This window comes from Brachybacterium alimentarium (assembly GCF_002332425.1).
Lineage (GTDB): Bacteria > Actinomycetota > Actinomycetes > Actinomycetales > Dermabacteraceae > Brachybacterium > Brachybacterium alimentarium.
In genome coordinates this window covers 100,198-115,060 of sequence record NZ_NRGS01000014.1, presented here as the reverse complement: position 1 = coordinate 115,060, position 14,863 = coordinate 100,198, and the positions used below count along the sequence as shown (strand labels likewise).

General features: G+C 70.8%; 12 protein-coding genes. 1 reads left to right on the top strand and 11 read right to left on the bottom strand.

Translation table 11 applies throughout. The annotated features are described in order from the left end of the window. Positions 1-10 precede the first annotated feature (10 nt). From tmk to CIK71_RS09670, 8 genes are all read right to left on the bottom strand, one after another. On the bottom strand, positions 11-742 hold the full coding sequence (tmk, locus tag CIK71_RS09705; RefSeq protein WP_096165297.1) for a dTMP kinase: 732 nt from the start codon (positions 740-742) through the stop codon (positions 11-13). Beyond that, entirely contained in the window at positions 739-1,815 is a 1,077-nt protein-coding gene (locus CIK71_RS09700; RefSeq protein WP_096165295.1) for a Gfo/Idh/MocA family protein, read from the bottom strand. Before CIK71_RS09700 ends, tmk begins: the two co-directional genes overlap by 4 nt. 105 nt (positions 1,816-1,920) lie before the next feature. After that, positions 1,921-2,775: a carbohydrate ABC transporter permease gene (locus tag CIK71_RS09695; protein ID WP_096165293.1), complete on the bottom strand. Its 855-nt coding sequence runs from the start codon at positions 2,773-2,775 to the stop codon at positions 1,921-1,923. Beyond that, the gene (locus tag CIK71_RS09690) at positions 2,772-3,935 is read right to left on the bottom strand and encodes a carbohydrate ABC transporter permease (RefSeq protein ID WP_338022870.1); all 1,164 of its coding nucleotides are present in this window, start codon (positions 3,933-3,935) and stop codon (positions 2,772-2,774) included. The genes CIK71_RS09695 and CIK71_RS09690 overlap by 4 nt, the downstream gene beginning before the upstream one ends. Beyond that, positions 3,932-5,278: an ABC transporter substrate-binding protein gene (locus CIK71_RS09685; RefSeq protein ID WP_096165291.1), complete on the bottom strand. Its 1,347-nt coding sequence runs from the start codon at positions 5,276-5,278 to the stop codon at positions 3,932-3,934. Before CIK71_RS09685 ends, CIK71_RS09690 begins: the two co-directional genes overlap by 4 nt. A 207-nt stretch (positions 5,279-5,485) precedes the next feature. Then, positions 5,486-8,224: a type I DNA topoisomerase gene (topA, locus tag CIK71_RS09680; protein WP_096165289.1), complete on the bottom strand. Its 2,739-nt coding sequence runs from the start codon at positions 8,222-8,224 to the stop codon at positions 5,486-5,488. Positions 8,225-8,327: 103 nt separating this feature from the next. Beyond that, positions 8,328-9,491, bottom strand: coding sequence for a phosphatase PAP2 family protein (locus CIK71_RS09675; RefSeq protein WP_245857445.1), 1,164 nt, complete (start codon positions 9,489-9,491; stop codon positions 8,328-8,330). Further along, a complete protein-coding gene (locus tag CIK71_RS09670) occupies positions 9,488-11,188 on the bottom strand; it encodes a DUF7059 domain-containing protein (RefSeq protein WP_096165288.1) in 1,701 nt (566 codons plus the stop codon). Before CIK71_RS09670 ends, CIK71_RS09675 begins: the two co-directional genes overlap by 4 nt. A gap of 76 nt (positions 11,189-11,264) precedes the next feature. Between CIK71_RS09670 and CIK71_RS09665 the strand changes: the two genes are divergently transcribed. Continuing rightward, complete coding sequence (locus CIK71_RS09665; protein WP_096165286.1) at positions 11,265-13,781, top strand: DEAD/DEAH box helicase; 2,517 nt, start codon at positions 11,265-11,267, stop codon at positions 13,779-13,781. Between the two features lie 2 nt (positions 13,782-13,783). Here the strand turns inward: CIK71_RS09665 and CIK71_RS09660 are convergent, their stop codons facing one another. The 3 genes from CIK71_RS09660 to CIK71_RS09650 are packed head-to-tail and all read right to left on the bottom strand — an operon-like array spanning position 13,784 to position 14,720. Continuing rightward, on the bottom strand, positions 13,784-14,128 hold the full coding sequence (locus CIK71_RS09660) for an Rv3654c family TadE-like protein (RefSeq protein WP_096165285.1): 345 nt from the start codon (positions 14,126-14,128) through the stop codon (positions 13,784-13,786). Beyond that, a complete protein-coding gene (locus tag CIK71_RS09655) occupies positions 14,125-14,520 on the bottom strand; it encodes a TadE family type IV pilus minor pilin (RefSeq protein WP_096165282.1) in 396 nt (131 codons plus the stop codon). The genes CIK71_RS09660 and CIK71_RS09655 overlap by 4 nt, the downstream gene beginning before the upstream one ends. After that, a complete protein-coding gene (locus CIK71_RS09650) occupies positions 14,520-14,720 on the bottom strand; it encodes a DUF4244 domain-containing protein (RefSeq protein ID WP_096165281.1) in 201 nt (66 codons plus the stop codon). Before CIK71_RS09650 ends, CIK71_RS09655 begins: the two co-directional genes overlap by 1 nt. Between the last annotated feature and the right edge of the window lie 143 nt (positions 14,721-14,863).

Here is a 14,863-nt window from a genome sequence, read left to right as displayed (position 1 = left end):
TCGCTCGCCGTCACATCTCGTCCCGGTGCTTGGTGGGCGGCGCGGGCTCGAACGTCGGATCGAAGATGCTCAGCACCTCGGCGACCGCCTCGAGCACCTGAGCATGGACCTCCTCGCGGGGGAGCGTCCCGTCGATGACGGAGAAGCGTTCCGGATCCGCAGCGGCGAGGTCGAGGAACTCCTGGCGCACCGTGGCGTGGAAATCGCCTCCGGCCTGCTCGAGACGGTCGTGGGTCTCGTCCGCACGGCGCTGGCCCAGGGCCTCGGGCGGTACATCGAGCAGGATGGTGCGATGGGGCATCAGACCGTTGGTCGCCCACAGCGACAGCGACTCGATCTCCGAGGCCTCGAGCTCCCGCCCGGCGCCCTGGTAGGCGATCGAGGAGTCGAAGTAGCGGTCGCCGAGCACGAGACCTCCGCGTGCCAGGTGGGGGCGCACGAGCGTCTCGATGTGATGGGCGCGGTCCGCGGCGTAGAGCAGCGCCTCGGCGCGGGGATCGACGTGCTCGCCGTGCAGGAGGAGCCCACGGATGCTCCGTCCGAGCGGGGTGCCGCCCGGTTCGCGCGTGGTGAGGATGAGGTCCTCGGCGACGGAGCGCTCGGTGACCAGATGATCGCGCAGCATCTGCATCTGCGTGGTCTTGCCGGCGGCCTCGCCTCCCTCGAAGGAGATGAAGACTCCCCGCTTGGGTCGGCGCGGCAGCGGGATGCGCAGGCCGCGGGTCACGTCCAGGATGCTCATGCCCCCTCCTCCCCGGGGTAGATCACGCCGAGCTCGGACCGCACGGCATCCATCGTCCCCATCACACTGAGCGTATCCTCCCAGCTCATCAGCGGTGATTCGAGCTCTCCGGCCCTGATCCGGCGGGCCGCCTCGGCGATCTCGTAGGCCATGCCGTCCCCCGGGGCGCCGGGATGCTCGACGCTCGCCGTGCGGCCGTCGAGCAGCGTGACGGTCAGGGTGCTGGGCGCGAAGAACGCGCCGGACAGCCGCGCCGAGCCCTCGGTGCCGCTGACCACGGCCTCGGTGGGGGTGCGGGCCAGCAGCGTCGAGGACAGCCGTGCCCGGCCGCCGTCGGCCCCTGTGGCGAGCAGACCGAAGTACGCATCGACCCCCGTGTCCGTCAGCGAGCCGCGCACGGCCAGGTGGGAGAGGTCACCGAGCACCATCTGGGCGAAGGAGATCGGGTAGACGCCGAGGTCGAGCAGGGCGCCGCCGCCGAGCTCGGGGGCGTACATGCGATGGGTCGGGTCCGCGGGGAAGGACTGGCCGTGGTCCGCGGCCACCTCGATGATGTCGCCGAGCATGCCGGAGTCGAGCACCTGGCGCAGCACGTCGTACTGCGGCAGGAAACGGGCCCACATCGCCTCCATGGCGAACACGCCGCGCTCACGGGCGAGGTCCAGCAGATCACGGGCCTGCGGGGTGTTGAGGGTGAAGGCCTTCTCGACCAGCACGGGCACGCCGGCCTCGAGCACGGGGCGCGCCAGCTGGTGGTGCTGGGCGTGCGGCGAGGCGATGTAGACGGCGTCCAGCCCGCCCGCGGCGAGCATCGCGCCCACGGAGTCGAAGGCCTGCTCGATGCCGTGCGTCGCGGCGAACTCCTCGGCGCGCTGCTGGGACCGGGAGACCACGGAGACCACCCGCGAGGACGTCGCTCGATGCGCGGTCGCCGTGAACTGGTCGCCGATATGCCCCGGAGAGACCACGCCCCAGCGCAGGCCCGGTGCTGCCGCCGGGTCGGGGACGGTGGTGGTCGGCAGTGCCAGGGGGGACTGCGCGGCGTCGGCCCGGGACTCCTCGATCGTGTTCATGGGTCCAATCTACCGAGCGGCCCCGACACCGCGGTGGTGTCGGGGCCGGTGTGGAGGAGGGTCCGCCCTCGGCTGAATCCGTGGGGAGCCGTCCGGGCCATGTCCTCAGCCCTTGACGGAGCCCGCGGTCATGCCGCGCACCAGGAACCTCTGGAGGCCGAAGAACACGAGCATCGGGATCACCATCGAGATGAAGGCGCCCGCGGTCAGGAGCTCGGCGCCCTGCCCCTGGGTGCCCAGCATCTGCTGCAGGCTCACGATGATCGTCTTGTTGCCCCCGCCGCCCAGGAACAGCTTGGCGATGAGCAGGTCGTTCCACACCCATAGGAACTGCAGGGTGGCGAACGCCGCGATCGCCGGTGAGGCCATCGGCGCCACCAGACGCCAGAACGTCTGGAAGTGCGAGGCGCCGTCGATCTTCGCGCTCTCCACGACGGAGCTCGGGAGCGTCGCCATGTAGTTGCGCAGCGTGTAGACCGCCAGCGGCATGCCGAAACCGGTGTGCAGCATCCAGACCGCGACGAACTGGCCGTTGATGCCGAGACCGCGCGGGCCGAGCAGGTCCAGCATCGGCTGGAAGGACACCTGGATCGGGACCACCATCACCGCGACGATCGCGATGAACAGCACGTCCTTGCCCCGGAACTCGATGAACGTGAACGCGTAGGCGGCGAACGCCGCGAACATGATCGGCAGCACCGTCGCCGGCACCGCCACCACGATCGAGTTGACCAGCGAGCCGGAGATCGACGGATCGCCGAGCACCGTGGCGTAGTTGTCGAGCGTCCAGCCGCCCTCCCAGAGGCTCGTCCACCACCCGGTGGAGGCCGCGGCCTCCCGCGAGCGGAAGCTCGTCACCAGCAGTCCGATCGTGGGGACCGTCCACAGCAGAGCCAGGAGAGGCATCGTGATGGTCGCGAGCAGCGAGCGCCTGCGCCCGTCCTTCATGGTCCCGTTCATCGGTTCGCCTCCTGGTCCCTGAAGCTCTTGACCTGGTAGATGAGGATCGGCACCACCAGCAGGAGGAGCACGACGACGACCGCCGAGGCCTGCCCCGCCTGCTGGTCCGTGAACAGCTTCCGGAAGAAGAGGTTCGCGATGACATCGGAGTCGTAGCGACCGTTGGTCGTCACGTAGATGATGTCGAAGACCTTCAGGACCAGGATCAGCACCGTGATCAGCACGGCGATGAGCGTGACCTTCACCTGCGGGAAGATGATCTGCCAGAAGATGCGCATCTCGCTGGCGCCGTCCACGCGGCCCGCCTCGACGGTGTCCTCGGGGACGCTCTTGATGGCGGAGCTCAGCAGCACCATCGCGAAGCCCGTCTGCAGCCAGATGAGGATCACCATCAGCAGGATCGAGTTCAACCGTGCCGTGTCGATCTGGTACCAGGGCTGCGGGTCGCCGCCCAGGCCCGTGACGATCGCGTTGAGCAGTCCCGTCTGCGCCTCGCCCGGCGAGTTGTAGGCGTACACCAGGCCCCAGATGGTCGCCGCGCCGACGAAGCTGATCGCCATCGGCAGGAAGATGAACGACTTCGCCGTCTTCTCCCCGGTGGGGGAGAGCTTGTCGGCGAGCACCGCGACGGCGAGGCCGAACGCGACGGAGATGACCGGGACGATGAGGATCCACAGGAAGTTGTTCAACAGCGACGACCAGAAGACACCGCTGCCGAAGATCGCCCGATAGTTGTCCAGCCCGACCCAGTCCGTCGAATCGTCGTTCGCGAAGGAGTACACGATCGTCTGCACGGTGGGATAGAGCAGGAAGATGCCGATCAGGCTGAACCCCGGCAGCAGGAACGCATAGGGGATGAGCCCTTCGGCGAACCGGCTGGGGAAGCCCTCGATGCACAGGTTCAGGAAGTAGAAGAACAGCAGCGAGCCGCCGATGCCGATGACCAGGCCCAGCACGCCGATGAGGACTCCGGATCCCAGGAACCACTGCGGGTAGTACGCGAAGGCGAGGAACGCGTTGCACACGAACCAGGCCGTCAGCGCCATGCCGATCGCACCGATGAGCACCCGCACCGGTCGGGCCGGAGCTCCCTTGTGCTCGTTCCGCTCCAGGGGCGCCGAACCGTTCGACCCCTGCAGGGTGGAGGTCGCGGTGCTCACTTCGGCCACCCGGCCTCGATGTCGTCGCAGACCTCCTGCGCCGTCTTCGTGCCCTGCAACCACTGGACCATCCCGGTCCAGAAGGATCCGCCGCCGACTGCCGTCGGCATCAGGTCCGAGCCGTCGTACCGGAACACCTGGGCGTTCGAGGCGATCTCGGCGACCTGCCGGGTGATCGAATCGGAGTACTGCGACAGGTCGAAGGTGCGGTGGGGGCTCAGCCAGCCGCCCGCCTCCGCCCACTCCCCGCCGAAGGCGTCCGAGGTCAGGAACTCCATGACCTTCACGGTGTCGTCGTTCAGCGTGAACAGAGCGGCGAGATCGCCGCCGCCGAGGATCGGCTGGCCGTCGAAGCCGCCCTCCCAGGTCGGCATCGCGTAGACGCCGACCTCCTCGTCCATGTTGGCCTGGACATCCTCGGGGAAGAAGCCCGTGACGAAGTTGCCCTGGCGCACCAGCATCGCCTTGGGCGGATCCTCGAACAGCGCCAGAGGAGCCTCGGAGAACGGGGTGTTGAGGATCGAGTCGGTCCCTCCCAGCACGTTGCCCTCGCCCTTGAGCAGATCGCCGGCGATGTCGAAGACCTCCACGACCTCCTTCGCGTTGAAGGGGATGCGGTGCTTGGTCCAGTCGTCGTAGACGACCGGACCGTGGACCCGCAGCATGAGCTCCTCGATCCAGTCGGTGCCCACCCAGCCGGTCGCCTGGCCGTCGTCCCAGCCATCGCTCCACGGGGTGATCCCGTCGGCCTTGATCTGGTCGGCGATCTCGGTGAGCTCCTGCATCGTGGCGGGCTCGGTCGAGTAACCGCCCTTCTCGTACGCCTTCTTCGGATACCAGATGAGGGATTTGCAGGCCATGCGCATCGGGGCGCCGTACACGCGCCCCTCGTACCGTGCCGAGTCCAGGAAGCCGGGGATCAGCGTCGACGCCAGCTCGTCGTAGTCCAGATACACGTCGATCGGGGTGATCAGCCCCTTCGCGGCGAGGTCGAACATCCCGCCGGGCTGGGGGAACAGTGCGATGTCCGGCGGATCGCCGGCGCCCGCTCGCTGCTGGATGGTGTTGGCGAAGTCCTTGTCCGGGGTGTAGTTGATGGTGATCCCGGAATCGGCTTCGAAACCCTCGAGGGAGGCCATGAAGGCCTCCTGCTCCTGGCCGCCGTAGGCACCCAGGATGCTCACCGACCCGTCGCCGGGGGAGTCCCCGGCGGAATACTTCTGGCCCCCGCCGCCACCCCCGCCGCCACCGGGGTCGGGATTCTGCAGGCATCCTGTCATCCCGATCGCGGCAGTGGCCGCAGCACCGGACATGACCGCACGCCGAGTGAGACGTCGATCCATGATCACTCCTTCGTGAGTCAACAACGAGCTCTGGATCACACTGTAAGCCGGAACTGCTGGTGGCTGCGCCACGGGAGGCTGTCTCGACGGGGCCGACGTCGCCCCCGCGGCGTGCGCCGGCGCCGTCGCCACGACGCACGAGGGGCACGGACCTCATGGTCCGTGCCCCTTTTCGCGGCGGCTCCCCCTGTCAGGGTCCGACCGTCGTCACTTCTTCGCGGTGGTGCTCTTCGCCGTCGTGCTCTTCTTGGCCGTGGTGCTCTTCTTGGCGGGAGCGCGCTTGGCGGCCGGCTTCTTCTTCGCCGGACCCTTCGCACGCTTCTCCGCGAGCCTCTCGATCGCGATCTGCTCGCTGATCTCCTCGACCTTCTCGGTCGAGCGCAGCGAGACGTTGGTGGCGCCGTCGGTGATGTACGGGCCGAAGCGGCCGTCCTTGATCACGATCGGCTTCTCGCTGGTGGGGTCCGTGCCGAGCTCCTTCAGCGGGGGCTTGGCGGCGGCGCGACCACGGGTCTTGGGCTGGGCGTAGATCTTCTCCGCCTCCTCGAGGGTGATCGAGAAGATCTGCTCCTCGGTCTCCAGGGAGCGGGAGTCGGTGCCCTTCTTCATGTACGGGCCGTAGCGACCGTTCTGGGCCGTGATCTCGGTGCCGTCCTCGGTGGTGCCGACCACGCGCGGCAGGCTCAGCAGCTTCAGCGCGTCCTCAAGGGTGACGGTCGCGAGGTCCATCGACTTCAGCAGCGAGCCGGTGCGGGGCTTGGGCTGCTTGGACTTCGGGACCTTCTTGCCGCCGCTGGTCTCCTCCGGAGCCGGCAGCACCTCGGTGACGTACGGCCCGTAGCGGCCGTCCTTGGCGACGATCTCGTGACCGGACTCCGGGTCCGTGCCCAGCACTCGGCCGTCGTCCTTGGCCCGCTCGAGCATCTCCTCGGCCTTCTCTACCGTGAGCTCATCGGGCGCGATGTCGTCGGAGACCGGGGCGCGCCGCGGATCGGCGCCCTCGATGAGCTCGCCGTCCTCGTCCCGCGCCGCACGCTCGACGTAGGCGCCGTAGCGGCCCACGCGCAGCGTGATCCCGTCGCCGATGGCGATGCTGTTGATCGCCCGGGCATCGATGTCGCCCAGGTGATCGACCATCTGCTTCAGCCCGATCGGACCGTCGGTCCCGTCGGAGAGGTAGAAGTTCTTCAGGTACTCCGAACGCCCCAGCTCGCCCTGGGCCATCCGGTCCAGCTGCTGCTCCATCTGGGCGGTGAAGTCGTAGTCGATGAACGGTCCGAAGTGCTCCTCGAGCAGGCGCACCACGGCGAACGCGGTCCAGCTGGGCACCAGTGCGGTGCCGCGGCGCAGCACGTAGCCGCGGTCCTGCACGGTCGCGACGGTCGACGCGTAGGTCGAGGGACGGCCGATGCCGCGATCCTCGAGCGCCCGCACCAGGGACGCCTCGGTGTAGCGCGGGGGAGGCGTCGTGGAGTGACCGTCGGGCGTGAGCTCGCGGGTGTCGAGCGTCTGGCCCTCCTCCATCTGCGGCAGTCGCTTGTCGCCGCTGCCGGCGGCCTCGTCGCTGCCGTACCGGCTGGCGTCGCGGCCCTCCTCGTAGGCGGCGAGGAAGCCGCGGAAGGTGATCACGGTGCCGGCGGCGCGGAAGGTCGCGGTGCGGCCGGACTGCTCCAGGGCGAGCTCCACCGTGGAGGTGGTGCCCTTCGCGTCGGCCATCTGCGAGGCGACGGTGCGCTTCCAGATCAGCTCGTACAGGCGGAACTCGTCGCCCGAGAGGGAACCGGCCACGTCCGCCGGAGTGCGGAAGCGGTCGCCGGCGGGACGGATCGCCTCGTGCGCCTCCTGCGCGGCCTGGGACTTGTTCTGGTAATAGCGCGGCTTGTCCGGCACGTACTGGGCGCCGTAGAGCTCGGCCGCCTGTCCGCGCGACGCCTTGATCGCCTCACCGGAGAGCGTGACCGAATCGGTACGCATGTAGGTGATGTAGCCGTTCTCGTACAGCGACTGGGCCACCCGCATGGACTGGCGTGCGCCGAGACGCAGCTTGCGCGAGGCCTCCTGCTGCAGGGAGGAGGTGGTGAAGGGGGCCGCCGGCCGACGGGTGTACGGCTTGGATTCGAGGTTCGCGACCGTCGCCGGGGCATCGGTGAGCGCCTCGACCAGTGCCGTCGTGGTCTCCGCGGTGAGGACCGTCGCGGAGGACGCCTTGGGCTTCAGGGTGCCGTCGTCGGCGAAGTCGCTGCCGGTGGCGACCCGTGAGCCGTCGACCGTGGCGATCTTCGCGGTGAACTGCTCGGTCTCCGCGCCGAAGGTGCCGGTCACGTCCCAGTAGTCGGCGGCGACGAACGCCATGCGCTCCCGCTCGCGCTCGACCACCAGGCGGGTGGCGACGGACTGCACACGGCCGGCCGACAGGGACGGCTTGATCTTGCGCCACAGCACGGGGGACAGCTCGAAGCCGACCAGACGATCCAGGATGCGGCGGGTCTCCTGCGCATCGACCAGATCGGTGTCGATCTCGCGAGTGTTCTCCAGGGCGCCGAGGATCGCGTCCTTGGTGATCTCGTGGAACACCATGCGCTTGACAGGGAGGGATTTCTTGGGCTTGAGGGTCTCCAGGAGGTGCCAGGCGATCGCCTCGCCCTCCCGGTCCTCATCCGTGGCGAGGTAGAGGGTGTCGGCGTCCTTGAGGGCCTTCTTGAGGTCCGCGACCGTCTTCTTCTTGTCCGGGCTGACGATGTAGTAGGGGTCGAAGTCGCCCTCGACGTCCACCCCGAACTTGCCGTAGGGGCCCTTCTTCATCTCCGTGGGCAGGTCGCGCGGCACCGGGATGTCACGGATGTGTCCCACCGATGCTTGGACGATGTACTCGTCCCCCAGGTATCGGCCGATGGTCCGGGCTTTCGCCGGGGACTCGACGATGACCAGATGGCGTCCGCCAGTCACGTTGATATGTCCTTCCTCGCCGCGAGTCGTCGCGGGACGTCCGCCGTGGCCGTGTGCCGTGGTCCGGGTTCCGCCGGACGCTGCGTGAGCGCTCGACGATTGCTCACGGTACACGTTCAGCCGCACGGCTCCTGTGTGATGTCGGCGTGCGCAGGATCAGCACCAGCGCCATCCAGGAGGCCGTGCCTCCGGCGATCAGCGCGGCCGTGGCGAGGAACGACGTGCTCTGCTGTGCCGGGTCCTGGAGGTCCAGCGGCAGCTGCAGGCCGACGATCCCGGCGGCGCCCAGCGCGAGCGCCCCGAGGCCCACCACACCGAGCAGCACGGCGACGGCCGTGGTCGCCGCCCCGGTGCGCGGAGGCGTGAGGACAGCGGGTGCGTCGGACGCCGGAGCGCCCAGGCGCCGACGGCCGCGGCCGGTGCCGGCCAGGGCCTGTGCCCGGGCGAACCGACGGCGGCTGCCCAGCGCATCCAGGGCGAGGACCAGGAAGGTCCAGGCGGCGACGATCACGATCGCGCCGATCGCATCGCTGGGTCGGTGCCAGCCCACCACGAGGGTGCCGATCCCGGCCGCCGCGGCCCACAGCGCACCGATCGGCGCGAGCAGCACCTTGGCGCGTCCGGAGGCGAGCACGACGGCGACCATGGAGGCGGCGGCGAGGGTGGTGTGCCCCGAGGGGAAGGAGTTCGGGGTGATGTCGATCCCCGGCCCCAGCACGTCGCGCACCACCACCAGGTGCTTGAGCACCTGGGTGGTGAGGTTCGCGCCGGCTACCAGGAGAGCGAGCGGAAGCAGCAGGGAGAACTCCCGACGCACGAGCACCAGCACGAGGGCGATGCCGAGCAGCACGGCCATGACCGGGACGCTCACCGTCCCCACCGCGACCTCGGCGTACCGGGTCAGGGCGCCGTCATCGGCCTGCGCGCCGGAGAAGATCAGCTGGTCCAGTCGCTGCCCCTTCGCGGTGTTCACGGAGGCCTGGGCCAGCAGCGCCGTGATCGCCGCGCAGACGGCCGCGGCGAGCAGGGCGAGGAGGGCCCGGGCGAGGCTGCGACCGCGACGGGCGGCGGTCTGGTCGTGCCGGAGGCGGGCGGCGTTCTGCTCCCACGGAGCGTCCTCCGCGGGGCCGCCCGTCTGCGGGCCGCCCGCAGGCGGGGAGCCCGCAGGCGGGCCGGCCGGGTGCGGTGCAGCCGGGGGCGGAGCTGCCGGGGGTGGGGCGGCGGAGCCGTTCGCGGTGGCGTCGCGGGGGTCCAGGGGCGAGCTCACAGGGTCACCATCCCCGTCACGAGCAGATCCCGCACGAGCGGGAGCATGCGTTCTCGGGATTCGTCGACGTCGGCGTCGGTCAGAGCGCAGACGGCACCGATGACCTGGTCCAGGGTGAGGGTGCCGTCCAGGGCGCCGACGGTCGCGGCGAGCAGCTGGTCCGCGCGCACCACTGTGCCCAACCCGGCTCCCTGCGCGAGCTCGATGAGCATCGGGTCCCATTCCCCGGGGGTGAGGTGTCGGCGCTCGACGACATCCGCCGCCCGGACCGGTCGGGTCGCGGCGAGTGCGTCGTCGTCGAGATGGGACAGGGTGTCCAGGGCGTGCAGGCCCTGGGCGAGGTGAGCGGCGAGGGACCCGGTGCCGGTGCCCGCGGCCTGCTCGGTGCGCAGCACGCCGGGGCGCGAGGGGCTGCCCGCCTCGGGGCGTCGCAGCAGCAGGTAGCCGAATCCGATGCTCTCCACGTCGCGGGTCGCGAAATCGTCGAGCCAGGCGTTCTGCAACTCCGGCCAGCGCGCATCGCGGCTGGTCACGCCGCCGTCGCGAGCCCAGGTCTCCGCGTACTGGGCAGGATCCTCGTGCTCGCGCTGGATCACCCAGGCGTCCACGCCGTCCTCGGTCGCGGCGCCGAGCCAGGCGCGGGGATGGACGTCCCAGGCGTGCTGTGCGCCGATCTCCCAGTTGCCGAGCATCACGGCGCTGCCGCCCGGCGCGAGATGCGCGGGCAGCGCCGTCAGCAGGTCGGCGAGCAGGCTGTCGCCTGCGCGGCCGCCGTCGCGGTAGGTCCAGATCTCGTCGGTGCCCGCTCCCGCGTCCTCGCGCGCGACCTCTCCCGCTTCCACTCGCGCTTCCGCATCGGCCGTGACCGGGGCTGCTTGCCTGCCCTGGCGCGGGGTGATCACGAACGGCGGGTTGGAGACGATCAGATCGAAGGTCTCGGTCTCGACCGGGTCCAGGAGCGAGCCCTGGCGCAGCTCGAGCTCGGTCTCGTTCAGCGCCGCGTTGAAGGCGGCGAAGGCGAGCGCCCGGTCCGAGAGGTCGGTGGCCACCACGTGATCGGCGTGACGAGCGGCATGCAGTGCTTGGATGCCGCCGCCGCAGCCGAGATCCAGCACCCGCCCGACCTTCGCGCGCGGTGTGATCCGCGCCAGCGTGAGGGAGGCGCCGCCCACACCCAGCACGTGCTCGGAGTCGAGCGCTCGGCCGGTGACGAGCTCGGAGAGATCCGAGGCGATCCACCAGGTGATCTCGCCGATGTCGTCGCGCGCGGAATAGGGCGACAGCTCGACCCGGGCTGCATGCAGCGGGTCGGGGTCGTCGGCCGCGTGGTCGTCCGCCCCGATCAGCGGGCGCAGAGGCGCGGGCCCGAGCAGTCCCAGCATCGTCGCGCCCTGCGCACCGAGCGTGGGCAGCGCCGCGTCCACGAGGGACCGGGGGACGGGCGTGCCCAGCGCGAACAGGCGGAACAGCACGGCGGCCGGTTCCGTGAGCGGGTCGAGCGCGCGCCGGGCTGGGATCGGGTTCTCGCGGCGCAGCGCTTCGAGGGCGACCTGCCCCATCAGGGCCTCGGTGGTCTCGACCGTGTACCGGGCGGCCACGAGATCGGTGCGCAGAGCGGTGATCTGCTCCGGCAGGGCCGTCGGAGGTGAGTAGGGCGCAGAAGGGGCGGAGGGCGCCGTAGATGCGTCGGTGGGCATGGCTACGATTGTGCAACAGCCACCTGGCCTGCGACCGACGTCCAGGTGTGGGAAATGCACAGGGAATGAGGAGTCGATGCGAGCAGGCAGAGCAGCAGATCTGCTGGCCGACCTCTCGCAGCCGCTCACCCGTCGCAGCTGCCTCACTCACGTCGAGCAGCGTCCTGCCCGTGACGGACGCCGCGGCCGCTTCCCCGACTGGGTCGATCCGCGCCTGCTCGAGCATCTCGAGGAGCAGGGGATCGCCGCGCCCTGGATCCACCAGGAGGAGGCCGCGCAGCTCGCCCACGACGGCCGCGATGTCGTCCTCTCCACCGCCACGGCCTCCGGGAAATCCCTCGCCTACCTGCTGCCCGTCCTCACCGCAGTCGGCGCACGGGAGCTCGATCCCGACGCGCGCCGCGCCACGACCCTGTACCTCTCGCCCACGAAGGCGCTCGCCGCGGACCAGCTGACGAACATCACCGCGATGGCCGACGGGGCGGGGATCCGTGACGCCCGGGTGGCGGTCTACGACGGCGACACCCCCACGGAGCAGCGCCGATGGGTGCGCCGCCACGGCACCGTGGTGCTCACCAACCCCGACATGCTGCACTTCGGGATGCTGCCCGGTCACGAGCAGTGGGCGAGCTTCTTCCGAGCACTGCGCTACGTGGTGATCGACGAGTGCCATAGCTATCGCGGCGTGTTCGGCAGCCACGTGTCGATGGTGCTGCGGCGCCTGCGACGGATCGCCGCCCACTACCGGGCCGATCCCACCTTCATCCTCGCCTCGGCCACCACTGCGAACCCCGAGCTCTCCGCCAGCCGCCTGGTGGGCCGGGACGTCACCGCGGTCACCGAGGACGGCTCGCCGCGCGCCGGGCTCACGATCGGCCTGTGGGAACCCGGGACCATCGCCCGCGTGGACGGTCGGGGCCCGATGACGACTGATCGATACGGTGCCGGTGCCGGTGCCGGTGCCGGTGCCGAGGACGGTGTCGGGAGCGGCGTCGGTGCCAACTCCCACGCCGACCCCGACGGGGACTGGCCGGACGGCGACGAGCCCGCGGCCGAGGACGGATCGACGAAGACGGCCGACGAACCGCTGCGTCGCTCTGCCACCAGCGAAGCCGGCGCGCTCCTCGCCGACCTCGTCGAACGGGACGTCCAGACGCTCGTGTTCGCGCGCTCCCGGCGCGGCGCCGAGCTGGTCTCCAGCGGCGCCCGCCGCATGCTCGAACAGAAGTCCGAGCACACGGGCGACCCCCACCTCGCGGACAGCGCCCGGCGCGTGGCCGCCTACCGCGGCGGCTACCTCGCCCGCGAGCGCCGAGGCCTCGAGGACGCCCTGCGCTCCGGCGAGCTGAAGGCGCTCGCCTCCACGAACGCGCTGGAGCTGGGCATCGACATCGCCGGCCTGGACGCCGTGGTGATCGCCGGTTGGCCGGGGACCCGGGCCTCCCTGTGGCAGCAGTTCGGGCGGGCAGGCCGACGGCAGGATCGTGACGGCGGAGCGCTGGCCCTGTTCGTGGCCCGGGAGGATCCGTTGGACACCTACGTCGTCCACCACCCCGAGACGGTGTTCGGCGCAGAGGTCGAAGCGGCCGTCTTCGACCCCGCCAACCCCTATGTGATGACTCCGCATCTGTGCGCGGCGGCCTCCGAGCTGGCGATCCGCGACGGCGAGGAGGGCATCTTCGGGCCCACCGCCCGCGAGCTGCTCACCACGCTGGCCGCCCGCGGCGTGCTGCGGGCGCGGCCCACCGGCTGGTTCTGGACCATGACCGAGTCCGCCCACGAGCTGACCGACCTGCGAGGCAGCGGCGGGGAACCGGTGCGCATCGTCGAGGAGGCCAGCGGCACGCTGCTGGGCACGGTCGATGCCGCGAGCGCGCACACCCAGGTCCACGACGGGGCCGTGTACCTCCACCAGCGCACCAGCTACGTCGTGAACCACCTCGACGTCGAGCAGGCGGTGGCCTTCGTGCACCGGGAGGATCCGCTCCACTCCACGCATCCGCAGACCACCTCCACGATCCGGATCCGGCAGACCGACCGCGAGGTCGCCTGGGCCGGCGGCGTGCAGCTGTGCTTCGGCACCGTGGACGTCACCGACCAGGTCACCGGCTACCAGGTGCGTGACGTGTTCACCCAGGCGGTCCTCGCCCAGCATCCGCTCGATCTGCCGCCGCGCACACTGACGACGAAGGCGGTGTGGTGGGTGATCCCGCAGGCCACCACCGACGGCGCCGAGATCCCCGGTGAGGAGCTGCCTGGCGCCCTGCATGCGGCCGAGCACGCCGCGATCTCGATGCTGCCGCTGCTGGCCACCTGCGATCGCTGGGACATCGGCGGGGTCTCCGCCGCGCAGCACGAGGACACGGGCGAGCCGACGATCTTCGTCTATGACGGGGCACCGGGCGGCGCCGGGTTCGCCGAGCGCGGGGCGGACGACGCCGATGCCTGGCTGCGGGCCACGGCGGACATGATCGCCGAGTGCGGCTGCGAGGCGGGCTGCCCGGCCTGCGTGGTCTCGCCCAAGTGCGGCAACGGCAACGAGCCGCTGTCGAAGTCCGAGGCCGCACGCCTGCTCGCGCTGATGCATCCCTGACGTCACGGCAGGTCACCGGGGCCCTGGGAGGGGCCGGGACCGGCGCGGGCCCTGGCGGTCATCGCAGGCAGCGGGTCCGCCTCGACCTGGACCTGCACCAGGACGTCCCATTCGCGCTGCTCGCAGCTGGTCAGTCGGGCCCCGTTCCTCTCGGCGGCCTCGGCGGCGATCACGCAGGGCTGCCCGTTCGCCGCCGCGAGAGCATCGGCCCCGGCGAGCGAGGAGAGATCTGCGGCCGTGCCGGCGCGCGACTGTGCGAGCACTCCTGTCCCCAGCAGCGCGAGGCCCGCGACCACTGCGGTCGCGGCTCCGGTCCAGGCCAGCACGCTCGCCGCTCCCGTGCTCACGGGGCACCGCTGTCGACCAGGTGCGGTTCACGCCGGGCCTCGGCATCGGCGCTCAGCTCCCAGCGAGCGCCGGCGAGCCATCCGCTCGGGGCCTCCAGGGCGCGGCTGACCTCGACCCGCACCCAGATTCCGCTGCCGGAGACCTCGACCCGGGCGCCGTCCCCGGCGATCCGCTGCGCCGTCTCCGTCGCGGCTCCGGACTCCTCGCCCCGAGCCAGTTCGCGGGCCGCTCCGCGGGCAGCGGATTCCAGTCGCAGCTGGGCGCCGAGCCCGGCTCCGGTGAGGAGGATGACGACCACCATCAGCACCACCACGGGCAGCACGATCGCCGTCTCCGCCGTGGCGGACCCCCGGTCGTCCCGCAGGCGGGACGACCGGGCGGACCGCGGCATCACGACCCCATCGACAGGGCTGAGGTGATGATGCCCATCAGCAGCGAGCGCACCTCCCCGGACGCCAGCAGGGCGACCAGGACGGCGGCGAAACCGCAGGCGGCGAGCACGGTGATGGCGTACTCGGCGGTGGATGCCCCGGTCTCGTCGCGCAGCACGCGATCGAGGGCGCGGTGCATCCGGCTCTTCGTGGCGGACATGGTTCTCTCCTTCTCGTCGGGGCGGCCGAGGCCGCCCTGGGTGAGCGGTGGGAGCCGCTCGGGAGGGACGACGGCTGTCGCCCCGGGTGGCAGCCGCAGCCGCCTGGCGTCGGCCCGGGAAGGGGCCTGCGCCCCGGGCTCGA